The 23,451-nt window shown below is 67.5% G+C and carries 12 protein-coding genes; 6 read left to right on the top strand and 6 right to left on the bottom strand.

The features are described 5' to 3' along the window. Positions 1-273: 273 nt before the first annotated feature. The 3 genes from OU994_RS19280 to OU994_RS19270 all read right to left on the bottom strand — a co-directional run bounded on the left by OU994_RS19280 (position 274) and on the right by OU994_RS19270 (position 4,954). On the bottom strand, positions 274-723 hold the full coding sequence (locus OU994_RS19280; RefSeq protein WP_281607222.1) for a Fur family transcriptional regulator: 450 nt from the start codon (positions 721-723) through the stop codon (positions 274-276). A 79-nt stretch (positions 724-802) separates the two neighbouring features. Beyond that, positions 803-1,780 (bottom strand): aldo/keto reductase, encoded by a 978-nt coding sequence (locus OU994_RS19275; RefSeq protein ID WP_281607221.1) that lies wholly within the window; start codon positions 1,778-1,780, stop codon positions 803-805. 150 nt (positions 1,781-1,930) lie between these two features. After that, the gene (locus OU994_RS19270; RefSeq protein ID WP_281607220.1) at positions 1,931-4,954 is read right to left on the bottom strand and encodes a TonB-dependent receptor; all 3,024 of its coding nucleotides are present in this window, start codon (positions 4,952-4,954) and stop codon (positions 1,931-1,933) included. Positions 4,955-5,437: 483 nt separating this feature from the next. Between OU994_RS19270 and OU994_RS19265 the strand changes: the two genes are divergently transcribed. Then, a complete protein-coding gene (locus OU994_RS19265) occupies positions 5,438-5,827 on the top strand; it encodes a response regulator (protein ID WP_281607219.1) in 390 nt (129 codons plus the stop codon). Between the two features lie 54 nt (positions 5,828-5,881). Here OU994_RS19265 and OU994_RS19260 read toward each other — a convergent pair whose 3' ends face one another. From OU994_RS19260 to OU994_RS19250, 3 genes are read right to left on the bottom strand one after another with little or no spacing between them, the layout of a single operon-like run. Next, positions 5,882-9,724: a TonB-dependent receptor gene (locus OU994_RS19260; RefSeq protein ID WP_281607218.1), complete on the bottom strand. Its 3,843-nt coding sequence runs from the start codon at positions 9,722-9,724 to the stop codon at positions 5,882-5,884. Between the two features lie 25 nt (positions 9,725-9,749). Continuing rightward, positions 9,750-10,787 (bottom strand): FecR domain-containing protein, encoded by a 1,038-nt coding sequence (locus OU994_RS19255; protein WP_281607217.1) that lies wholly within the window; start codon positions 10,785-10,787, stop codon positions 9,750-9,752. Next, a complete protein-coding gene (locus OU994_RS19250; protein WP_281607216.1) occupies positions 10,780-11,370 on the bottom strand; it encodes an RNA polymerase sigma factor in 591 nt (196 codons plus the stop codon). The genes OU994_RS19255 and OU994_RS19250 overlap by 8 nt, the downstream gene beginning before the upstream one ends. A 347-nt stretch (positions 11,371-11,717) precedes the next feature. Here OU994_RS19250 and OU994_RS19245 point away from each other — a divergent pair, with 347 nt between their 5' ends. The 5 genes from OU994_RS19245 (at position 11,718) to OU994_RS19225 (ending at position 23,357) form a co-directional block, all read left to right on the top strand. Continuing rightward, complete coding sequence (locus OU994_RS19245) at positions 11,718-15,362, top strand: TonB-dependent receptor (protein WP_281607215.1); 3,645 nt, start codon at positions 11,718-11,720, stop codon at positions 15,360-15,362. Between the two features lie 15 nt (positions 15,363-15,377). Then, the gene (locus OU994_RS19240; RefSeq protein ID WP_281607214.1) at positions 15,378-17,147 is read left to right on the top strand and encodes an NPCBM/NEW2 domain-containing protein; all 1,770 of its coding nucleotides are present in this window, start codon (positions 15,378-15,380) and stop codon (positions 17,145-17,147) included. After that, the gene (locus OU994_RS19235; protein WP_281607213.1) at positions 17,144-19,942 is read left to right on the top strand and encodes a glycoside hydrolase family 78 protein; all 2,799 of its coding nucleotides are present in this window, start codon (positions 17,144-17,146) and stop codon (positions 19,940-19,942) included. The genes OU994_RS19240 and OU994_RS19235 overlap by 4 nt, the downstream gene beginning before the upstream one ends. Positions 19,943-20,096: 154 nt before the next feature. Continuing rightward, positions 20,097-21,368, top strand: coding sequence for a GGDEF domain-containing protein (locus OU994_RS19230; protein WP_281607212.1), 1,272 nt, complete (start codon positions 20,097-20,099; stop codon positions 21,366-21,368). 318 nt (positions 21,369-21,686) lie between these two features. After that, positions 21,687-23,357, top strand: a complete 1,671-nt coding sequence (locus tag OU994_RS19225) for a sodium/solute symporter (RefSeq protein WP_131145550.1) — start codon at positions 21,687-21,689, stop codon at positions 23,355-23,357. The last annotated feature ends 94 nt before the right edge of the window (positions 23,358-23,451 follow it).

The following is a 23,451-nucleotide window of genomic DNA, read 5'->3' as shown; positions in this document are numbered from 1 at the left end:
TATCGCTACGTCGGCAAGGAGCGATGCTCCTTGAAACCCCGACTGCGCCCCGGCGGGGTGGAGCAGGGGTTTCGCGAAGCATGCTTCGCGCCTGCGGAACGGTGCTGGCATGCATGCCAGCACTTCTTCCTGACCCCGGCCCTTCGCTGTTGGGGTGAATACATGCGCTTCCAACGTATCGGGTAACGCTTAACTTAGCGGCATTACCCCCTGAGCGGACTGAACCATGTCGGCAGGGGCTACACGATCGCCGCAGCGGAATGGTCTTGCCGATTAATGCTTGTGGGCGCGTGCCGGCCGCTTGGTGGCAGCGGTGGCAGGTTCCGGGGCCGCCTTGCCCCTGCGCTTGGCGGCGCATTCGGCGCATTCGCCGTACAGGGTCAGTTCGTGGCGGTCGATGACGAAGCCGGCGGGCGCCAGGTCGTCCATCCGGCCGGGGCAACCTTCGACTTCGAACACGCGGTCGCACGGCACGCAGTGGAAGTGGTGGTGGTGATGGTGCGCCAGGTGCGAGGTTTCATAGCGCGGATTCTCGCCCGGCAGTGTGACGGCCTGGATCTCGCCTTCGCCCAGCAGCAGCTTCAGGTTGCGATAGATGGTCGCGATGCCGATCTCCGGCACCGTCACGCGGACGGCGTCGTGGATTTCGTGGGGGCTGAGCGGGCGCGCGGCGGCTTCGATCGCCGCGCGAATCGCGGTGCGCTGGCGGGTTGAGCGTTCCATGGCGATGCGTATCGGAAAAAGCGCCATTATCCCATATCGCCGGCTTCGCGGCACGCAAGGCCGCGAAGCGGTGCCGCGATCAGTACGGGCCGCGGATGTGGTCGCGCACGTGCTGCACGTAGACCTGGGCCAGCGCGGCGCGCAGCGTGGCCGGCAGCGGGGCGGCGTCGGCGGCGGTGACGTTGGCCACTACCTGCGACGGCGAGCTGGCGCCGGGGATCACCACGGACACGGCTTCGTGATCGAGAATCCAGCGCAAGGCCATCTGCGCCATCGTCAGCCCCGGCGGCACCAGCGCGGCCACCTGCTCGGCGGCGGTGATGCCGCGCTCCAGTTCCAGGCCCGCGAAGGTTTCGCCCACGTTGAAATGCTGGCCATCGCGGTTGAAGTGGCGGTGGTCGTCCTGGCGGAACACGGTCTCGCGGGTGATCTTCCCGCCCAGCAGGCCGCTGGCCAGCGGCAGGCGCACGATGATGCCGACCCCTTGTGCATGCGCGCGTGGCAGCAGTTCCTCGGCCGGCTTTTGCCGGAAGATGTTGAAGATTACCTGCAGCGACGCCAGCCCTGGCTGGTCCAGGCAGATCAGGCCTTCTTCCACCGACTCCACGCTGGCGCCCCAGCGGCGGATCAGGCCTTCCTGCTGCAGCTCGCGCAGCCATTCGAACACGTCGCCCTGGCGCAGCACGTCGGTGGGTACGCAATGCAGCTGTGTCAGGTCCAGCGCGTCCACGCCGAGCCGGTCGATCGAGCGCAGCGTGGCGTCGCGCAGCGATCCGCGGGTGTAGCCATCCGGGTAGATGCCGGCGCGGCCCAGCTTCGTGGCCACCACCAGCGATGGATCCTTGCGGGTGGCGAGGAATTTGCCGATCGAACGTTCGCTGGCGCCGTCGCCGTAGACGTCGGCCGTGTCGATGAAGCGCACGCCGGCATCATGGGCGGCCGACAGGGTCTGCTGGGCGATGGTGTCGTCCCAGTCGTCGCGCCAGCCGCCGCCCAGCTGCCAGCAGCCCAGGCCGATTTCGGGGATGGCGAAGCCGGCGAATTGTCGTGTTTGCATTTCTCTTCCTTGGTCGTTTTAAAAAGCCGCGGCACATGATAGTGAAACTGGCCTTGCTTGTCGCATGATTCAACTGTTCGCGTAAAAAAACCGGTGTCGGCCGCCAGCAGCTTCGGCAAGAAGCTGCCGGCCGCCGGCGGACTGTCTACATCAGAACGAGTAGTTCGCCTGGATCGTATACCGCGGGCCGGTGACGAACCACGCGTGCCCGAACGTCCCGGCGTGCTGCTGCATGGTCTGCTTCGACGTAGCGTCGTTCAGGTTCTGCGCTTCCAGGCCGATGCGGAATTTCTCGGTCACGTTGTAGAACACCGAGGCATCCACCTGGCCATAGTGTTCCTGCCACAGCGGCAGGCCCCATGCCACGTTGTGCTGGCCGTACGTCGGGCTGGCCGGGTTGCTGTCCGTGCCGTTGGTGTCGCGCGTGCCCCACTGGTTCACCCCGGCCAGGTAGCGCGAGCGCCAGTTGTAGGCCACCCGTGCCGAGATCGGGCCACGCTCGTACATCAGGGCCAGGTTGATGGTGTGCTTCGACAGGCCCTGCAGCGGCATGTTGCCGAAGGTGCGGCCATCGGTGTCGCAGCCGTTGATGTACAGGTTCAGGTTGTTGGCATCGGCATTGCCCGAGCAGTACTCGGAAAACACCGGGTTGTCCAGCTTGCGGCTGCTGTCCACGTACGTGAGGCTGGCCTGCACGCCCAGGCCCTTCAGGTAGCCCGGCAGCCAGTCGTAGTACTGCTGGTAGGCCAGTTCGAAGCCGCGCGCATAGCCGTGCGCGCCGTTGACCGGGCCCGTGACGGCGAAGCGCTGGACGTTGCCGCCCACGTCCTGCACCTCGTAGTTGTACATCTGGTTGACGATGATGTTCTTCAGGTCCTTGTTGAACAGCGCGAGTGTCAGCGAGCCCGCCTTGGCGAAGTACCATTCGGCCGTCACGTCGACCGAGGTGCCGGTGGTCGGGCGCAGGTTCGGGTTGCCTTCGCCGGTGCCGGTCAGCGACGTATTGGTGACGGTCACGATATTGTTGGCCGTATCGGTGACGGTCGTGATCGATTGCGACAGCGGCGTATAGGCCTTCATCTGCGAGAAGTCCGGCCGCGACATCGAGCGGGCGATCGCCGCGCGGAATTGCAGCTGGTCGTTGTACTTCAGGCGCAGGTTCAGGCTGGGCAGCCAGTTGTGGTACTCGTTCTCGTAGTCACGGCGCGTGGCGAACGGTTCGATGATGACGATCTTGCTGCGGTCGATCACCTGGCTGGCATCCTCGAACGTCGGGATCGTCGGGTTGTACGTCGTGTAGCCGAAGGCGGTCGACTTGGTCTTCACGTAGCGCACGCCGATATTGCCGTCGACCGGATACTTCAGGTTGTCCCAGCCGAAGCGCAGCTGCGTATAGAACGCGCGGGTCTTTTCTTCCTGGAAGTTGGTGCCGGCAGGATCGTTGTCGAAGGTCGCGGCCGGCCACGGCGTGCAGGTGGTGCCCTTCTCGGCGCACAGGATGTCGTGGTAGGTGTGCAGCTTGGCATAGCTGTCCGGATAGCCGCGGGCCACCGCGTCGTCCGGGAACATGATCGCCGGCACCTTCACGTCGCCGCCGAAGAAGTTGTCCAGTGTGCGCAGCGTGGCGCCGCCGGCGAACTTCGGGTCATCCAGCGTGGCCAGGCGATCGACCTGCCAGCCCAGCATCCACGGCTGGCTGATGGCCTGCCAGTTGTAGCTCGGGTTGGTGTTCTGGTTGCGCGAATTGCGGTTCTGCAGCCGCGCGCCGAAGCGCAGGTCGCGCAGCACCGGATGGTCGAATTCGTACTTGAAGTCCGTTTTCCACGCCTTGCTCTCGGCCTTGGAGCGGTCCTTGTGCTCCATCGTGTAGGCCCAGTAGTAGTTCTTGGGGTCCGACAGGTACGCGACATCGTCCGCGTCGAACGTGATCTTCGGCAGGTCGCCGGACAGGTCCAGCGTTTCCTTCTGCATCCGGATACCGGTGGCCACGTCGGAATCGAGCGCCTCCGTGCTGGCGCGCACCACCTGGAAATCGGTCGTCGCGCTCCATGCCGGCGAAATGCGCCATTTCAGGTTCAGTGCCAGGTCGCGCGTCGCGGAGCGGCGGTCGGACACGCGGCGGTCCGAGTTCAGGTTGATGCCGCCGTTGGCCGGGTTCGAGATCACGCCGGAGATGAAGGCGCCGTTCTTGTCGAACACGCCGTTCTCCACCTGCATGCCGTACGGCCGGTCGCCGGTTTCCTGCGACAGCAGCGCCACTTCGGACCAGCCTTCCTTGTACTTCGACTGGAAGTAGGTCAGCGCCGCGGTGATGTCGCGGTTCGGCCGCCACTGGAAGGCGGCGTACTGGCCCTTGCGGTCGCGTTCCCAGTTCATCGAGCGCCACTGCGCGCCGCGCGGAATCCACCGCGTGCTGCCCGGCTCCACGTTGAGGTTCGGGTAGTAGGCTTCGATGAACATTTCATCGGTCCGGGTATGGCTGATCGACGAAGCCAGGTCGATCAGCGCGCCGAACTCGCCGAAACGGGTATTCCAGCGGTCCGACAGCAGCAGAGAACCGGTCGGCTGCGCCTGGCCCTTGCGCAGGTCCGAATAGGTGTACGAACCGGAGATCGCGCCCTTGAATCCCTTGAAGTCGAACGGCATCGCCGTGCGCAGGTTGACCAGGCCGGACACGCCGCCCTCGGTCTGCTCGGCGGACGGGTTCTTGTAGACGTCGACGCCAGCCATCAGTTCCGGCGGCACGTCGGTGAAGCTGAGCGAGCGGCCGCCGTTGGCCGAGAACGACTCGCGGCCGTTCAGTTCGGAGCGCACGTAGGTCAGGCCGCGAATGGCGATGCCGGAACCTTCGACGGCATAGTGCTGCGGGTCGTTGGACATGCTGCGGTCCATCGTCACGCCGACCACGCGGCTGAGGATTTCGGTTACCGAACGGTCGGGCAGCTTGCCGATGTCCTCGGCCACGATCGAGTCGACCACCTCGTCGGCATCCTGTTTCAGTTTCTGCGCCGATTGCAGGGCGGCGCGCTGACCGCTGACGACCACGACGGCACTGTTGGCTCCCGCGGACTGGTTTTCGTTAGCGCTAACTTCCTGGGCCAGGACGGTCCCGTGCGACCAGATGGCGAGTTGAGCGACGGCCACGGCGATCGCCGTCTTTTGAAGGTTTCTCACTTTGTCTCCTGTGTTTTTTATAGTTGACCTGCGTGCCGGCCCTCTGCTGGAGCCCGGCACACCGGTGGGTGAGGGCGCGGCTTTCGTGTTGAAACCGTTTTCACCCATCCAGGAGCGAATTTAGACGAACTCGCCAGCCCTAGCAATGCCGACTTGTAAGGCGTTGTTGTTCAGTCAGTTCACTGAACAAGCGCTTGCCAAGTGCAACTATTGGTGATCTAACATAAATTGGTTGCGCAAACATCCCGTCTGGACCCATGTGCTCGGGGATGCGCGCAGACGCTGGGCGTAGCGGAATGTGCGGCCTGGCGGCTGCTGCGCCCGGGCGACACATCGGTTGACTGATATATCACGAAGTTTTTCGTGATGCATTAAATTGCAGCAAGTCCATTTCCGACAGGAAGCCGGGATTCCGTCCTACAAGTTTCCGCGCGATAAGGAGTAATGTCCCGGTATGAGTGCGGGAACACGGGATCGGGCGGCATGATGGGCAATGACGGGGACAAGGGCGCTGCCATGCGGCGCATCCTGATAGTGGACGACAACTGTGATGCCGCGGAGCTGCTCGCGGAACTCGTGCGGCTGTCCGGCTATGAGGTAGCGGTGGAGTTCAGTGGCCCGAGCGCCTTGCGCACGGTGCATGGCTTCCAGCCCCATGTCGTGCTACTCGATATCGGCATGCCGGAGATGGACGGCTACCAGGTCGCGCAACTGCTGCGCGCCATGCCGGACTTGAACGGCTTGCGCATCATCGCGCTGACCGCCTGGGGCGATGCCGAGGCGCGCGCCCGCACCGCCGCCTGCGGCTTCAACCTGCACCTCACCAAGCCGGCGCCGCTGCCGGCACTGCTCGGGGCTCTGGAAGCCGGCTGACACCGGTCCCGTGATGGCCGATACGGTGCCGCATCGCGGCCCCGATCGCGAGCATCAATTCCGGATGACGATCCCGAACAGGTATTGCGCGCCCGAATAGGCATAGTCGAGCAGGTTCGGGCGGCCATCCGCATACGCCGCATAGGGCCCGTGCGAGGTCGATTCGGCGGCGCGGCCGATATTGCGGCCTTCCGCGAACAGTTCGACATGGCGCGACAGGCGCCAGGCGATGCGGGCATCGACGAAGCGCGTGGCGCTGTTGTAAGTGGGCGACGCCGGGTTGAACGGCAGCGCCGGTGCGCTTTCGACGCCGACGGCCGGGTAATGGTTCGCGCCGGCCGGCAATTCGCGGAACGACCCGGCGGCGCTCTGCACCGCCACGCGCGCCTGCAGCCTGCCGTCGTCGTACCACAGCGAGGCATTCCACGTGTAGCGCAGCTCGCGCTGCGGCCCCAGCGCCGCGCCGGTCAGCAGGTCGCGGATCGGTGCGCCCAGCACCTTCGAGCGCATGCGCGTGTAGTTCGCATCCAGTCCCGTATGGCGCAGGATCGACGGCAGGAAGGTGAACGCGCTCTTGCCGCTTGCCTCGATGCCGTTGCGCGCCGTCGACGGGCCGTTGACATAGGTGGCGTACGCATAGCGCAGGGCCGACAGGTCGGCGCCGGTGGCCGGGTCGGCGATGCCCGCGCCGGCGAACGGTTGCGCCGCGTAGACGGCCACCCGCATCGGCGCGCCGCTCAGGCCGCGCTGGCGAAAGCCGGCCAGCGACAGCATCGTGTCCCGGTTCGGGTACCACTCGAGCGACAGGTTCTGGTTGCGGCTGCTCAGGGCGCGCAATCCCGGGTTGCCCAGCGTGCCGTCGCACGTCATGTCCTGCTCCGGTCCACTGGCCTGTGGGCCTGCGGCTGTACCGTCGAGCCGGCGTTCGTCGTAGGTACAGGTGACGTTGTTGCTGTACAGGTACTGCACCGGCGGCCGGGCGATCGCCTTGGCGCGGTGGTAGCGCACGGCCAGGCGGTTCCCGGCCGTCCACCAGGCCAGGTTCAGGACCGGCATCACGTCGGTGCCGCCGCTGCGCAGCGTCGTGTTGCGGGCCACGGACTGCCGCGCGATGCCGGCGGCGGCATCGCTGTCGTCCGGCTCGTAGGCCGCCGTCTTCGTCACCGACTGGAGCGTCATCAGGCCGGTGCCGGCGACGTCGGTGCGCACCACGCGCCAGCCGAAATTGCCCTCGATGGAAGAGCCGAACGGCAGGGCCAGCGCCGTGAGCGGCCACCGGTCGACGGTGAAATCGCCGCTCAGGTAGCCGGCCAGCACGCGCTCGTCGACGGCGCTCTTCGGCTGCTCGTGCAGCTGGCCATCGGTGCCCCGGCACGTCTTCACGCAGTCCAGGTTGAAATGCCGCACACCGGTCAGCGCGATCACCTTGCGCACGTCGACTTCCGTCCATCCGGCCACCATGCCGTCCGGGACGCCGCGCGCGCTGTGGAGATAGCGGATCGCATTCTTCGTCAGCGCCTGCGCCACGATGTCCCGGTATTGCGCCTGCGTCATGACGATCGAACCGGAGAACGCCGTGGCCGGGTCGCTGCCGTAGCCGGTGCCGTACTGGCACGGCCGGCCGCCGGGAGCCAGCGATCCCGGCGTGTTCTCGCACGCCTGGAAGCTGCCGCGTACCTGCGCCCACGGCACCACGACGGCGGGCGTACCCGCACTGGCCGGCCGCACCGTGTAGCCGGCGCCGGACCAGTTCACGGTGCCGTAGTCGCGCCCCTGCAGGCCGAACCTGAGACGGCCGAGGAAGGGAATCCGGCCGGCGGAGGCATAAGCCACGTCGAGCCGCGCCGTGTCCTCGCGCCGTTCCATGATCCTCGGGTTGGCCATCGTCAGCTGGGTGGCGGCCGAGGTGCGCGGCGCCGCCGCTTCGGCCGGGGCGTTCAGCGTGCCGTAGTTGGCGACGTTCGCCTGGTCGTACGCCACGCCGGGCGGCAGCGCGTGCGTCCACATGCCGTTCGGCGCCACCGACAGGGTCGCCGACCCGTACGTGTAGCCGAAGTTGGTGCGCCACTGCATGCGCCAGGCATCGGAGCGGGCGTGCCCGTACAGGAACTCGGCGCGCCACGGGCCGGAACGCCAGGTGCCGCCGGCCTGCGCATACTGCGACGAGCTTTCGATCCGGTCGTAGATCTGGTCCACGTTGGCGGAGGCGTCGGCGATCGTGTACCGCAGCAGGTGGTGGCTGGCATCGACCACCACCGAGCCGGGCACCACATTGGCCACCGAGCCATCCGTCAGGCCGCGCCATGTGCCGGTACCGCCGCCCAGGTTGACGGGCGAGGGATAGTAATACGTGTTGGCGCCGGGCGCCGGCGTGCGCGCGATGGCCGGCGCCGCACCGGTGTCGACGTAGCGGCCGGTCGGATTGACGTTGATGTTCCCCAGCGAGAAAAAGGACTGCTCGTCGTCGATCTTGCGCGTGTTGCGGTTGAACTTGGCGTACAGCGACAGCCTGTCGCTCACCTTGAAGTCGAGCCGCAGGTCGCCGTACAGCCGCTCGTCGTACTCGCGGCGCACCAGGTAGCGCACCTGTTGCGGCGTGTAGTCGTTCCACTGGTTCAGGCAGCTCAGGAGTTCGTTGGCGCGGTGGCTTTGCGCGGTGGCCCGGTTGGCCCGGCCGGCGATCGCATCCAGTTCGGCCGCCGTGTACTGCGGGAACGCGCCATGGCAGTCGGCCTTGCTTTGCGCGGCGGCCGAGCGCTGGACGATCTGGAGCGGGCTCAGCGCATCGAACGTGCCGCCACCGGTGCGGTCCCAGCGTGCCAGCGGCGCCGTGGCGGCGGGATCGGCGAGGTTGATGGTGGCGGGATTGAAGGAAAACGTCTTGTCCGGCGAGCCGTCGAAATCCAGTTGCCGGACCGCGCCCAGGTTGTAGGCCGAGTACAGCGCCGTGTGGTTCTCGTTGTGTGCGGCGGCGCGGGTGAGGTTCAGCACCACGCCCATGCGACCGTCCAGTAGACGGTCGGCGAAGAGGAAGTTCAGGTTCGGCGCCGTGCGGCCGTTGATCGAATTACGTTGCGCGGCGGCGCGCAGCGCCACGTGGCGCTGCTTGAAATCCAGGCCGGAGCGTGTGCGGATCAGCACGCCGCCGCCCAGCGAGCCTTCGGTCATGTCGACGGTGGCGCCCTTGACCACCTCGATGCTCTTGATCAGGTCGGTCGACAGTTCGCGCAGGTCGACACCGCGCCCCGAGCCGCCATTGTTCAGGTCCGTGCCGCCGGCCGCCTGGACGCCGAGGCCATCGATCTCCACCCGCACCAGTTCGGCCGTGTTGGCGCGCACGTTGATCGTGGTGCCTTCGCCGTATTCGCCCCGGTCGAGCGTGACACCGGCCACCCGTGAAATCGCCTCGGCCACGTTCCGGTCGGGGAAGGCACCCAGCTCGTCGGCCTTGATCACGTCCACCGCCGTGGCGGCATGCTTCTTGTGCGAGATCGAGTCCCGCTCGGCGGCCCGGGTGCCGACGATCGTGACCCTGGCTGGCGGCGCTGCCGGCGGCGCAGGCGGTGGCGGTTCCGGCGGCACGGAGGACACAGGCGGCACCGGCGCGCGCCGGACCAGGACCGTGCCGTTCGTGGCGAGCGTGGCCAGCAAGCCGGTGCCGGCCAGCAGCCGGTCGAGCGCCTGCCGCGGCGTGAAGGCGCCGTGCACGGCCCGGGTGCGCACGCCGGCCAGGTCGTCGCCGCTGGCCAGCAGGCGCAGGTTGGCCTGGCGGGCGAATTCGGGCATCGTCAGGGCGGCCGGGCCGGCCGGCAGCGCCACCGTCACGGCGGCGGCCAGGGCGGGGCAGGGCAGCGCAATGGCCGCCACCGCCGCGAACATCAGGCTGCGGAACCTCATCGGCAATGGCGCATCGGGCGGCGCCTCAGCGCGCCGTGCCGATCTGGATGGTGTCGGCGCGGATGGCGACAGGCACGTTCAGCAGCGCGTGCACGTCGTTGGCGAATTCCTCCGGCTGGTCGATCCGGTAATGGCCCACCAGCGGCTTGCGCCGCAGGGCCGGATCGGCCACCACGATCTGCCGCGTGTTGTAGCGGTTGAATTCGGCCACGGCATCGTCCAGCGGCTGGTTCTGGAACACCACTTTGCCCTCGCGCCACGCGAGCCGGCGCGCCACCTCGGCGGGGTCGGTGTCGATGCGGGGGCCGCTGCCGTCGCCGGATACCAGTACCAGGCCGCCCGCCCCGACCCGGCGGCGCGGTGCCGTGCCGCCGTTGGCCCATACCTCGACCACGCCTTCGGTCACCAGCACCTCGGCGCCCTGCGCGTGGCGCCGCACCGAGAACGCGGTGCCGACGGCGCGCACGCGCAGGTCGCCGGCTTCCACGACGAACGGCCGGGCCCTGTCCTTCGCCACCTCGAACCACGCCTCGCCTTGTGTCAGCGCGACACGGCGCTGGGCATCGGTCAGCCGCACCTCCACCAGGCTGGCGCTGTTGATGCTGACCGTCGACCGGTCGGCCAGCTGCACCTTGCGGAACTCGCCGCGCGCCGTTTCATAGGTGACCGGGCCCAGCAGATCCGGTGCCAGCGACGTGACCGCCAGCGCGGCGATGCCGGCGGCCAGCGCGCCACCGAGCACGAAGGCGCGGCGGCCACGCGCCGGCGGCGCCGCTTCCATGGCGGCGGGGCCGTGGTTCGCCGCGGTGGCAGCGTGTGCATCCGTACACGGCAAGTCATCCAGGGGCGGTTCGTTCCCGGCGTGCCGCGCAGCCGGCTTCAGGCTGGCCTGCACGGTGATCCCGTCCACCGAGTGCGCGATGGCCCGGGCGCGCAGGTAGGCGCCCTGGTGCCTGGGACTGGCCAGGTACCAGGCTTCGAATGCGGCCTGCGCGTCGGCGTCCAGCGAGCCCGCCGCTTCACGGGCCACCCATGCCAGCGCGTCGTCGTCGGTGCTAGACATTGTGCTTTCGCGGGGCGCGGCGCGCCAGTTCCGCCTGGCCGGCAGCGGCGCCACCCTCGACGCCGACACGCGCCACCATCTCGGCCACCAGCTTCAATCCACGCATCATTTCCTTTTCCACCACGTTCTCCGAGATCGCCAGGCGCTGCGCCGTTTCCTGCTGCGACAGGCCGTCGATCTTGCGCGCGCTGAACACGCGGCGACAGCGCTCCGGCAGGTTGGCCACCAGGCCCAGCACCCATTTCAGTTCGGCCCGGGCCAGCGCCACCCGCTCCGGCGACGGTCCGGGATCGGCCACGTCCAGCGCTTCCAGGCTGGCCACCGCCTCGATGTGGACGATGGCTTCGCGGCGAAACCTGTCCACCAGGATGTTCTTGGCGACCTGCATCAGGAACGCCTTCGGTTCCAGCACGTGCTGCACGGTGTCCATCTTCAGTATGCGGAAGTAGACGTCCTGCACCAGGTCGTCCACCTCCGCGTCGCTGCCGCACAGCCGCCGCAGCCGCTGCCGCAGTTCCGCTTCATACGGAATCACGTTGGCGCTGACCCAGGCGACGATGGCGGGATCCAGCGGCGCGATCATGCGGGCCTCCCACCGTGATGACGAACGGCGCGCGCGATTCCGCCGTTTCCGTGTGCAGCGATGCTCTGTTCCATGGGTCTCCTCCGTCCGCGAGGTCAGTCTCGTTGCCGCTGGTCCGTACTGCCGGGGGGGCTGCGGCATATCAATAGTGTGTGCATGTATACACGGTTCAGGGGCACGGCTCAAGCAGCCATTGAGCGAAAACGTGACTATTTCACCGGCGGCGGCCGAAACGCTCACCTTGCGTGATTGTTTGCGCAAAAGCGGCGGAAGGTGTTCGCAGGACTCGTCTATCGGACAAGGCAGTGCCACGGCTGCCATCACCACACACTACCGGAGACCGACCGATGAATCGCACACGCGCCTTCCCCCAGCCCACGATCGCCGCCCGCGCGGTATCGCTGGCCCTGGCTTCGCTGATGGCCGGCCATGCGCTGGCCCAGCAGGCCGCCCCGCCCGCGCCAGCCAGCACGCCATCCGGTGACACGGCCGCTCGGCTGGCTGATCCCGGCGACGTGCAAAAAGTCGTCGTCTCCACGCGCCGTTCGCAGCAGTCGTCGATCGACCGCAAGAAGAATGCCTCCACCGCGATGGATTCGATCGTCGCCGAGGACGTCGGCTCCCTGCCGGACCGGAATATCGGCGAAGCCATCTCGCGGATGGCCGGCGTGGCGATCGACCGGGGCGAGTACGGCGAAGGCGTCAGCCTGTCGGTGCGCGGCAACGGTGCCAGCCTGACGCGGGTGGAGCTCGATGGCATGTCGGTGCAGTCGGCCGGCGGTTCGGACCTGAACGGCGGCGGCGATGGCCGCGGGGTGGAATTCCGTTCGCTGTCGGCGGACCTGATCAAGAGTGTCGACGTGATCAAGGGCCAGACGGCGGACATGGTGGAAGGGTCGCTGGGCGGCGGCATCCGCATCCAGACCCGCACCGGCCTCGATTTCAGGAAACCGTTTGTGTCGGTGCGCGCCTCGGGCACGCAGCACAGCCTGAACGAGAAGTGGACGCCGGACGTGTCCTTCACGGGCGCGCGCCAGTTCGGCGACGGCCGGCTGGGCGTGGTGGTGAACGCCAACTACCAGAAGCTGGACAACGAGGCGCACCAGACGCAGACCTCGGGCAGCGGCCAGAACGGCTATGGCCGCTACGTGGACATCGACAATTCGCCGGAAAAGACGTTTACCTTCCAGCCAGGGTCGCTGGACATGTCTAACCCCGCTTCTCTGGAACCGACCACCACGCTGAAGGACGCCGGCGGCCGCGTGATCTTTTCCGGCGCGACGCCGCAGGACCTGCTGCGGCGCGCCGCCGCCGCGCAGAGCAAGGACGAATGCTTCAATGCGTTCCCGCAGTTGACGAAGACCTCGGCCGCACTGGCCGGCCTGTCGTCCGACAACATCAACAAGGCGATCGATCACCGCGGCAACGAGCTGCTGACGTGCCTGAACCAGTGGAACGACTACAGCCCGCAACTGCTGCGCTACTTCGTCAAGCGCCAGGTCGATGTGCGCAAGGGCATCGACCTGCGTACCGACTTCAAGGTCAACGAGCATCTCACCGTGTACGCCAAGGGGTCGTACAGCCGCCGCACGGTGGACGACCATTACATGACCTACAACCTGGGCCAGGTGGGCGTCAACGGCACCGGCAACTACGTGGATGCGAACGGCGTGCGCACGGCGGCGCCGGGCATCGGCTACCACACGTCGCCCTACACCTACGGGCTGGGCGCGAGCGGTACCGGCGTGGTGCGCGGCGCGGCCGTGAACTTCAACCCGGCCACCGCGGTGGTCGACGCGACCCACCACCTGACCAGCTTCTCGCTCGACAACGGTGGCGCAGGTACCGACCAGATCCGCAACCTGATGGAAGTGAACACGAAGTACCTGCAGTTCGGCGGTACCTTCAAGCGCGATGCGCTGACGGCCGAACTGCTGGTCGGCGCATCGCGCTCGGACTTCCGCCGCGCCAACGCGCGCTGGTCGGTCAGCTTCAACAATGCCGGCCCGGCCACCGCCTCGGTGGGCCCGAACGGCACCTGGGGCTACGATTTCGCCAACGGCATTCCGGACAATGGCGATCCGGCCAACTACGGCGCCACGGTGGTCAATACCAACCCGGCCATGCCGAACGTGACCAGCGACCGCACGCTGCTGTGGCAAAGCCCGCAGATCCGCGAGACCGACGAGCAGACCGCCAAGCTGGACCTGTCGTACGCGCTGTCGGACAGGATCCCCGTCTTCAAATACCTGAAGTCCGGCTTCAACCTGCGCCGCAGCGGCAACGACAGCTGGGGTGCCGGCGGCTACACGGTGCGCACGGCGCAGGGCACGGCCGGCCAGCCGAACTATAGTCCGGCGATCACGGTGCCGAGCACCGAAGTGCGCGGCGTGATCCGCGGCTGCACCGATACGCCGGGTTCCGCCGGCACCGCCAACGCCTGCAAGTACGGCTACACGCCGGGCACCGCGCCGTCGCTGTCCGGCACCTGGGTATTGCCGATGCAGGATTTCCAGAACCTGCTGGGCGCCGCGATGACCGACCCGGCGACCGCCACGAAGCTGTTCAACGGCGCCTCGGGCCGGCCCGGGAACACGCTGGACAACTGGAGCCAGCTCGACGTGCTGAAGGTGATCGACATCCTCAAGATGCCGAACTATGACTACCACTGCACCAGGGAGTGCGCCGGCAGCGATGGCCAGGTGTACCAGCAGCCGATCGCGAAGGTGCGCGAGGAATCCAGGGCGTTCTACCTGATGACCGACTTCGGCTTCGACACGATCCCGTTCACCAGACGCGCGCTGCCGTTCGGCTGGGAAGTGGACGGCAACTTCGGCTACCGCTACGTGCACCGGAAGGTGCAGGGCACCGGCAGCATGACCTTCCGCGTGATCACGAAGACACCGCGCTTCGATCCGGCCAATCCGGACGCGGAAGCCGGCATCGCCACCAGCTCGGTCACGCAGAACACGGCGATCGACGCCACCAGCCACGTCTTCCTGCCCAGCTACAACGTGGGCCTGTGGCTGATCCCGAACCAGCTGGTGGCGCGCTACAGCGCGGCGAAGTCGTCGGCGCTGCCGCCGGTTTCGCGGCTGCTGGCCTCGGGCACCTGCACGTACGACGAGCGCGATGCCGGCGACGTGGAGGGCGACGACGGCAACCTGCGCTGCAACACGGTGGGCAATCCGGCGCTGCAGGGGCAGAGCAACTTCAACCAGAACCTGTCGGTGGAATGGTACCCGAACGCCGACACCATGTTCAGCGTGGCGGGGTATCGCCAGGAAGGCCGCATCGGCCCGAACAAGACCACCGGCGTGTTCGACGTGCCGCTGTTCGCCGGCTCCTCCGGCGTCAACCCGGTGACGGGCCAGCCGCTGTCGGACATCGTGTTCGACTACACCACGTACACGAACGGCCCGCCGGCGACGCGCACCGGGATTGAATTCGGGACCCGCAGCGCGTTCACGTTCCTGCCCTCATACCTGCGCCATACGGGCCTGGACGCCAACTACACGCGCCAGAAGTCGACGATGCAGCAGGCCATGATCGACCCGCTGACCGGCGAGGCACAGCCGCAGTCGGGCGAGCCGAAGTACTCGTACAACCTGGCGCTGTGGTACGACGACGGCAAGCTGGCCGCCCGCGTGGCGGTGCAGGCGGTGGCCGCGTACTACGGCTGCACGGCGCCGTGCGGCGCGACGGGTACGAACCTGAACTCGTACCCGGCGTTCAACGTGAACGCGCCGGCGGCGCTGCCATGGAATCCGGGCACGGCCAACATCCGCGACGCGACGCGCTTCATCGACGCGCGCATCTCCTATAAATTGCGCCCGGAACTGGAACTGTTCGTCGAAGGGCGCAACCTGTCGAACCAGACCGAAACGCGCAGCATCGCCTCGACCGGCTACAGCGATGGGACGCCGTACCTGCAGAACTACGCCTATGCGGGCCGCCGCGTGACGGTGGGCCTGGTGTACCGTGGCCTGTAAGGAGCGGAGGCTGCGATGCGCATGAAGATGATGCTGGCCTTGCTGGCCGGGACGCTTTTCGGTGTCCCGACGCACGCGGCCGATATGGCCGATGTGGACAATGCCGCGGCGACACCGCCGATGGGCTGGAATCCATGGAACGCGTTCCGCACCGAAGTCACCGAGGCGAAGATCCTCGCCGTGGCGAAAAAGCTGAAGTCGTCCGGCCTGGCCGCTGCCGGTTACCGCTACGTCAACGTCGACGACGGCTGGTGGCTGGCACGGCGCGCCGATGGCCGCATCCTGGTGCGCACGTCGATGTTCCCCAGCGCCGCCACGCCGGACGGCAGGACCAGCCTGAAGCCGTTCGTCGACCGGCTGCACGCGATGGGACTGAAGGCCGGCCTGTACACGGACATCGGCCGCAATATCTGTTCGCAGGCGTGGGACCCGAGCAGCCCGAACCTGCCAGCCGGCGCGCGGGCCGAACGGGAAGTCGGCTCGATGGATTTCCAGCGGCAGGACATGCAATTGATGTTCGGCGAATTGGGTATCGACTACCTGAAGGTGGATGCGTGCGGCATGGCCGACTATGCGCCGGACAGGAGGCACGTCCGCGACGGCACGTACCGGGAGCTGGGGCCATTCATCGTGCGCCACCGGCCGGAACAAGGAGACGCGGCAAAGGTCGAAGCGCTGTACGCCAGCCTGGCGGCGGAAATCGCGGCGGTACGGCCACGCGGGGATTACATGCTGTCGATCTGCACCTGGGGCGAAGCCGATGCCGCCAACTGGGCCGGCAAGTACGGGCAGCTGTGGCGTACCAGCCCCGATATCCGCGCCACCTGGGAATCGATGCTGTCCAGCTTCGACACGGCGGAGCGGCGCGCGCTGTATGCCGGGCCGGGCCGCTGGAACGATCCGGACATGCTCCAGATCGGCAACGGCGAGTTCGGCGCCGGACGCCTGGTGGAAGCGCGCGCGCACCTGTCGCTGTGGGCCATCCTCGGGGCGCCGCTGCTGCTTGGCTACGACCTGACGAGATCGCCGGACAGCCTGATCGCGATCGCCGGCAACCGGGAAGCGATCGCCATCGACCAGGACCCGGCCGGCAACCAGGGCATCACGGTCAGCCGGGACGGCGACGCGCAAGTGATCGTCAAGGCGCTTCGCGAGCGTGGCGCGAAGGCGGTGGCGCTGGTCAACCGCGGCAACCGGCCGCTTACCGTCTCGGTGCCGCTGCACCGTCTGCGCCTGCGGCCCGGCGTGGCGGTGCGCGACGTCTGGGGGGGCCGTTCCGAACGCCTGGAAGGCGACACGGTCACGCGGCGCCTGGGCCCGCGCGAAACGGCGCTGCTGCGCGTGACCGGCATGCCGCTGGCGGGCGTCCACCTGACTGAAATGACCGGGAGGATCCGCGTGCTGGAGGATGGCAGGGCAGGGCGCCGGGTCGATCCGGCGTGGGTGCCGGCGCAGGTGAATGCCGCGCCGTCCGGCGAGCCGCTGGTGCTGGCGGGCGAGCGGCACGACGACGGCCTGGGCGTGCTCGGCAATTCCCGCCTGCAGGTCGCGCTGGACAGCCGATTCCGCACCTTCCGGGCCACCGTCGGGCCGCTCGATGCCGGCACCACCGCCACGTTTCGCGTGCTGGGCGACGGCAAGGTGCTTGCCGAGCGGGCCGTCGCGGCACCTGCGGGGCTGGACGTGCCGGTGGCCGGGGTGCGCTTGCTGGAACTGGTCGTCGAGGAGCAGGGCAAGGCCGGCCCGCCGGTGCTTGCCGCGTGGGCGCAAGCGAGGCTGGAATGATGCGCGTGCTGCGGTGTTGCCTGCTGTGCGTGCTGGCCTCCATGGCGTTCGGCACGGCCCGTGCGGCCGAGGCGCCGTTCGCGCTGACGGCTGAATACATGACCGACCCGGTCGGCATCGATGTGCCTCGGCCCCGCCTGGCCTGGAAGCTGGGCTTCCACGAGCGCGGCGCGGTGCAGCGGGCCTGGCAGGTGCAGGTTGCGGCGGCGCCCGATGCCTTTGGCAGCGCGCCGCTGTGGGACAGCGGCCGCGTCGACACGGCCGACTCGGTGCATGTGCCGTATGGCGGCCCGCTCCTGGCGCCGGGGCAGCGCGTGTACTGGCGCGTGCGGGCCTGGAACGGCGCGGATGCGGTCTCGCCATGGAGCGTGCCGGCATACTTCGAGGCGGGCCTCGTCAGGCCCGCCGAATGGCGGGCGCGGTGGATCACGGCCGACCCCGTGGCGGCAAAGAGCGCACCGGGGCCGGCAATGCTGCTGCGGCGGCAGTTCCGGCTCGACCGTCCCGTCGTGCGGGCCCGGCTCTATATCACGAGCCTGGGCGTCTACGAGGCACAGGTCAACGGCCGGCAGGTGACCGACCAGGTGCTGCGCCCCGGCTGGACCAGCTACGACAAGCGGCTGCACTACCAGACCTACGACGTCACCGGCCACCTGAAGCAGGGCGACAACGCCATCGGCGCGATGCTGGGCGACGGCTGGTACCGCGGCGGCATCGGCTTCAATGGCCGCGACCATTACGGCACCCGGCGCGCCCTGCTGGCCGAATTACGCGTGACGCATGCCGATGGCACGGCCACGCGCATCGTCACCGACGACAGATGGCGCGCCTCGACCGGCGCGGTGCTGTCGTCGGACCTGCTGCAAGGCGAAACCTACGATGCCCGCCTGGAGCAGCCCGGCTGGGCGGCGCCCGGCTTCGGCGACCAGGCCTGGCGTACCGTTGCCGTGCTCGATCATCCGAAGGATGCGCTGGCCGGGCAGGCGGCGCCAGGTGTGCGGCGCATCATGGAAGTGCGTCCGCAACGCATCCTGCGCACGCCGCAAGGCGACACGGTGTTCGACTTCGGCCAGAACATGGCGGGCTGGGTGCGCCTGGCCGTGCGCGGCCCGGCCGGCACCACGATCCGCCTGCGTCATGCGGAGGTGCTGGACAAGGACGGCAACTTCTACACGGCCAACCTGCGCACCGCCGCGCAGACGCACCGCTACACGCTGAAGGGCGGCCCCGGCGAGACATGGGAGCCGCGCTTCACCTTCCAGGGTTTCCGCTACGTGGCCGTGGACGGCTTCCCGGGCCGGCCCGGCCTGGAGGCGCTGACGGCCATCGTGCTGCACAGCGACCTGGGGGTTCCGAACCGCTGGGAAAGCTCGCATCCGCTGTTGAACCGGCTGGTGCGCAATACCGAGTGGGGCCAGCGCGGCAATTTCCTCGAAGTGCCCACCGACTGCCCGCAGCGCAACGAGCGCCTGGGCTGGACCGGCGACGTGCAGGTATTCGCCCGCACCGCCACCTACAACTTCGGCAGCGCGGCATTCCTGGCCAAGTGGATGGACGACCTGGCGGCCGACCAGAAGGCCGATGGCAGCATCCCGTTCGTGATTCCCGATATCGTGTCGCGCAAGAAGGCCAGCATCGACGGCGCCGCCGGCTGGAGCGACGCGGTGACCGTGGTGCCGTGGGTGATCTACCAGGCATATGGCGATCGGGCGATCCTGGCGCGGCACTATGGCAGCATGAAGGCATGGGTCGACCATGTGGCCCGCCGGGCGCCGGACGGCGTGTGGAACACGGGGTTCCAGTTCGGCGACTGGCTGGCATACCAGGCGCCGGCGCACGAAGCGCGCGACTATCCGGGCGCGACGACCGGCAAGGACCTGGTCGCCACCGCCTACTTTGCCCGCTCGGCGGACTTGCTGGCGCGTTCCGCCGCCGTGCTCGGCAAGGACAGCGACGCGCGCCATTACGCTGCCCTGGCGGCGCGCGTCAGGCTAGCGTTCAATCGCGAGTTCGTCACCGCGAGCGGGCGGGTCGGCGAGAACACGCAGACGGCCTATGCCTTGGCGCTGCGCTTCGACCTGCTGCCGGCCGAACAGCGCGCGGCGGCGGCGCGGCGCCTGGCCGGCGCCGTGGCGGCACGCAAGGACCACCTCAGCACCGGATTCCTCGGCACGCCGGCGCTGCTGTTCGCGCTCGGCGACCATGGCCAGATCGAGACGGCGTGGCGCTTGCTGACGCGGGAAACCTATCCTTCCTGGCTGTATCCGGTGAAACAGGGCGCCACCACGATCTGGGAGCGGTGGGACGGCATCCGGCCGGATGGCGGTTTCCAGGATGCGGCGATGAATTCGTTCAATCACTATGCGTACGGCGCCGTGGTCGAGTGGATGTATGCCGTGGCCGCCGGCATCGACACCGACCCGGCGGCGCCCGGCTACCGGCGCAGCATCGTCCGGCCACGGCCCGGCGGCGGGCTGACGTGGGTCGATGCGGCGGTGGAAACGCCGTACGGCCGGCTGGCGGCACGCTGGGACCTCCGGGGAGGCACGATGCGGCTGGCAGTGGCGGTGCCGCCGAACACGCGGTCGACCGTGGTACTGCCGGGCGCCGTGCTGGAAGAGTTGTCGCTCGACGGCGAAGTGCCGCCGGGCGCGCGGCAGACCGGGAACGACGTGACGCTGCGGATTGGTGCCGGCCACTATCTCTTCACGTATCCCTGGCGGCCGGCGACGCCCGGCGCCGCGCCGGACGGTGCCGGGGACCGGGCGGCGGTGGCGGCAGCGTTGCCAAAGTGAGGAAACACTCTATAAAAATGCCACACGGCAATAAAAGTTTCCTTTTGAAGTAGAATGGCCGGGTTGGCGACACCCTCGCGCCAGCGCGGGAGGTAGCCGGCCGCGTGGTGCGGGCGGTCGGCCCCCTATAACCGCCAGCTGCCGGAACGACCCTGTGCCTCTCCAAGACCTGTCCACCTCCCGACTCACCATCGACCGCCGGCGCGCGGAATTCGCGGATCCGGCATGCGAAGCGCGTTTCCTTCAGCATTGTCTGCCGGAACGCAACGCCCAGCTGAAGACCAGCCTGCTGTGCGCGGCGGGATTCTACGTGGTGTTCGGCGCCACCGATATCGCCACGCTGGGCCCCACCGGGATCGCCTTCGCCCTCATCGCGCTGCGCGTGGCGGTGGCGCTGGTGGCCCTGGGCGGCTACCTCGCCATTTGCCGGTGGCCGGAATCGGTGGCCACCTCGACCGGCGCCTCCAGCGCGCTGCTGGTGGTGGCGCTGGCCGTGTTCATGGTGGTGTGCTGGTACCAGCCCGGCACGCTGCCATGGAATGTGATGTCCCAGGCGCTGATCGTGATGGCGGTGTATGTGAATTTCCCCAACCGCCTGGGCTACACCGTGGCGATCGGGGCCGGCTCCAGCGCCGTGTTCGGCGCGATGCAGGTGGTGCAGGGCTACCTGAAGACGGACGACGTGCTGACGCTGGTCCTGCTGCTGATCCTCTCCAATGTGCTCGGCTATCTGGCGGCGCGCCGCCTGCACCTGTCGCAGCGCGAGCAGTTCTGCGCCACCATCCTGCTGCGGCAGATGGCCGACCGCGATCCGCTGACCGGCTGCCACAACCGCCGGGTCCTGCAGCAGGGCCTGCTGGCCGCCGAGCTGGCGCGGGCGCGCCGCTATGGCACCGCGCTGTCGGTGATCCTGTGCGACATCGATCATTTCAAGCGCATCAACGATACCCATGGCCACGCGGCGGGCGACCAGGTGCTGGCCAGTTTCGCCGGCCTGCTGCAAGCGATGACGCGCGAGACAGTCGACAGCGTGGTGCGCTACGGCGGCGAGGAATTCCTCGTCGTGCTGCCCCAGACGGAACTGGCCGCTGGCGCTGGCGCTGGCCGAACGCATCCGTGCCACCTTCGCCAGCGCGCAATGCCGCATCGGCGACGGCGTCGACGTCAGCGCGACGGCCAGTTTCGGCGTCGCCTGCGTGCCCGGCGCGCAGGCGGCGTGGCCGCTATCGGCCGACGCGCTGATCTCGGCCGCGGACGCGCAGCTGTATGCCGTCAAACACGATGGCCGCAACGGCGTGCTGGGCACCTTCCTGTTTCCCCCGCCGGAGCCGGTGCGCTTCGGTACCTGAGCTTTTCCTCGACACGCGCACTGCGCGCCGCTGCGTTTCCCTTTCCTTGCAGTTCACATATTCAACAGCGGGCGTAGTAATTTTTCATTACCTGACGCTCGTCCGCACCGGAAGCGCATGTTCGACTACATTTTTTGTGTCTGCTATGTAATTGCCCATGGTATAGTTAGCGCTATCGCAACAATGACCATTTGAGCCGTCCAGCAATCAACCTGCTGAGTGATTCCGGTCGCGATCGCCGACAGGGGCACTGCGTGGTGCATCCTGTCGCCGCATTGGGGAAAAAAGGCGCTGGAGCCGGCCATGAGCGTAGGCCGGACCGGCGTCCCAATAAGTAGAAGCAGGGCGGAAATCCAAGACCGCCCATTACCAGAGACACACTCAAAAATATTCCGATGAATCAATTTTCGACCCTGGACACGCTTGTCTTCCTGTTTTACTTCATCGTCATCTCCGGCTACGGCATCTGGATCTACCGCCGAAAAAAGAGCACTTCCGGCCAGGCTTCGCATGACTACTTTCTCGCCGAAGGCTCGCTGACCTGGTGGGCCATCGGTGCCTCCCTGATCGCATCCAACATCTCCGCCGAACAGTTCATCGGCATGAGCGGTTCCGGCTTCAAGATCGGCATGGCGATCGCCGTGTATGAACTGATGGCCGCGGCCACGCTGATCATCGTGGCGGTGTTCTTCATGCCGGTGTACCTGAAGAACCGCATCTACACGATGCCGCAGTTCCTCGAGCAGCGCTACGGCAAGGCCGTGGCCACGACGATGGCGCTGTTCTGGCTGGGCCTGTACGTGGTGGTCAACCTGACGTCGATCCTGTACCTGGGCGCGCTGGCGATCTCCAGTGTGGCCGGCATCAACGTGTTCGCCTGCATGATCTTCCTGGCCGTGTTCGCCGCGATCATCACGCTGGGCGGCATGAAGGTGATCGGCTATACCGACGTGATCCAGGTGCTGTGCCTGGTCGTCGGCGGCCTGGTCACCACCTGGATCGCGCTGGACCTGGTGGCCACGCTGGGCGGCAAGAGCGGCTCGATCGCCGGTGCCAGCGAATTGTTCGTGCGGGCCGGCGAGCACTTCGACATGGTGCTCGACCGCGGCAACCCGAACTACATGGACTTGCCGGGCCTGACGACGCTGATCGGCGGCATGTGGATCGTCAACCTGAACTACTGGGGCTGCAACCAGTACATCACGCAGCGCGCGCTGGGCGCGGACCTGAAGACGGCGCGCAAGGGCCTGCTCTTCGCCGCCTTCCTGAAGCTGCTGATGCCGGTCATCGTGGTGCTGCCAGGTATCGCCGCTTACGCACTGGACAAGTCCGGCGCGCTGGGCGACTCGATGCGCGTGGGTGGTGAACTGAATCCGGACCGTGCCTACCCGACCCTGCTGGCCATGCTGCCGACCGGCATCAAGGGCATCGCCTTCGCCGCGCTGACCGCCGCCGTGGTCGCTTCGCTGGCCGGCAAGGCCAACAGTATCGCGACGATCTTCACGCTGGACATCTACAAGCAGCACTTCAACAAGACCGCCAGCGAGCAGAAGCAGGTGTGGGTCGGCCGCCTGACGGTCATGGTGTCGATCGCCATTGCCGCGCTGATCGCGCCGTTCCTCGGCATCGACAAGAAGGGCGGCTTCGCCTTCATCCAGGAATACACGGGCTTCGTGTCACCGGGCATCCTGGCCATGTTCCTGCTGGGCTTCTTCTGGAAGAAGACCACCCACGCCGCGGCCATGTTCGCCACCGTGGGCGGCCTGGTGCTGTCGATCATCCTGAAGTTCCTGCCGGGCATGATGGACCTGTCGTTCCTGGCACCGATCGGCTTTGCCGTCGACAATGGCACGGGCGTCTACGAGATCCCGTTCCTGGACCGCATGTTCATCGTGTTCTGGGTGGTCGTCGCGGGCATGGTCCTGATCAGCAAGACCTCGGCCGTCTCGGGCGAAGCCAAGCGCATGATCGTCGACACCGGCATGTTCCGCGTCGAACGCAGCTTCGCGATCGGCTCGGCCATCATCTGCGCGATCCTCATCGCCGTCTACGGCGCATGGTGGTAATCTTCCCCGCGGGTTAGCCCGCACCCTTCACGCGGCCCGGCTTCATGATTGCGCGCAACGCGCTATCATGCCGGGTCGCGCCCGGTTTTCCTGC

The sequence above is a fragment of the Pseudoduganella sp. SL102 genome, from assembly GCF_027856995.1.
Taxonomy (GTDB): domain Bacteria; phylum Pseudomonadota; class Gammaproteobacteria; order Burkholderiales; family Burkholderiaceae_D; genus Rugamonas; species Rugamonas albidiflava.
Note: the sequence above shows the minus strand (reverse complement) of the source record. Positions and strands in the feature narration are given on the sequence as shown.

What these genes read in the sequence shown, in the direction of transcription:
- OU994_RS19275 (WP_281607221.1), bottom strand. Translation starts at nt 1,780, where the DNA reads ATGCAAACACGACAATTCGCCGGCTTCGCCATCCCCGAAATCGGCCTG.
- OU994_RS19250 (WP_281607216.1), bottom strand. Translation starts at nt 11,370, where the DNA reads ATGATCGCGCCGCTGGATCCCGCCATCGTCGCCTGGGTCAGCGCCAAC.
- OU994_RS19265 (WP_281607219.1), top strand. Translation starts at nt 5,438, where the DNA reads ATGATGGGCAATGACGGGGACAAGGGCGCTGCCATGCGGCGCATCCTG.
- OU994_RS19225 (WP_131145550.1), top strand. Translation starts at nt 21,687, where the DNA reads ATGAATCAATTTTCGACCCTGGACACGCTTGTCTTCCTGTTTTACTTC.
- OU994_RS19245 (WP_281607215.1), top strand. Translation starts at nt 11,718, where the DNA reads ATGAATCGCACACGCGCCTTCCCCCAGCCCACGATCGCCGCCCGCGCG.
- OU994_RS19260 (WP_281607218.1), bottom strand. Translation starts at nt 9,724, where the DNA reads ATGAGGTTCCGCAGCCTGATGTTCGCGGCGGTGGCGGCCATTGCGCTG.
- OU994_RS19280 (WP_281607222.1), bottom strand. Translation starts at nt 723, where the DNA reads ATGGAACGCTCAACCCGCCAGCGCACCGCGATTCGCGCGGCGATCGAA.
- OU994_RS19235 (WP_281607213.1), top strand. Translation starts at nt 17,144, where the DNA reads ATGATGCGCGTGCTGCGGTGTTGCCTGCTGTGCGTGCTGGCCTCCATG.
- OU994_RS19255 (WP_281607217.1), bottom strand. Translation starts at nt 10,787, where the DNA reads ATGTCTAGCACCGACGACGACGCGCTGGCATGGGTGGCCCGTGAAGCG.
- OU994_RS19240 (WP_281607214.1), top strand. Translation starts at nt 15,378, where the DNA reads ATGCGCATGAAGATGATGCTGGCCTTGCTGGCCGGGACGCTTTTCGGT.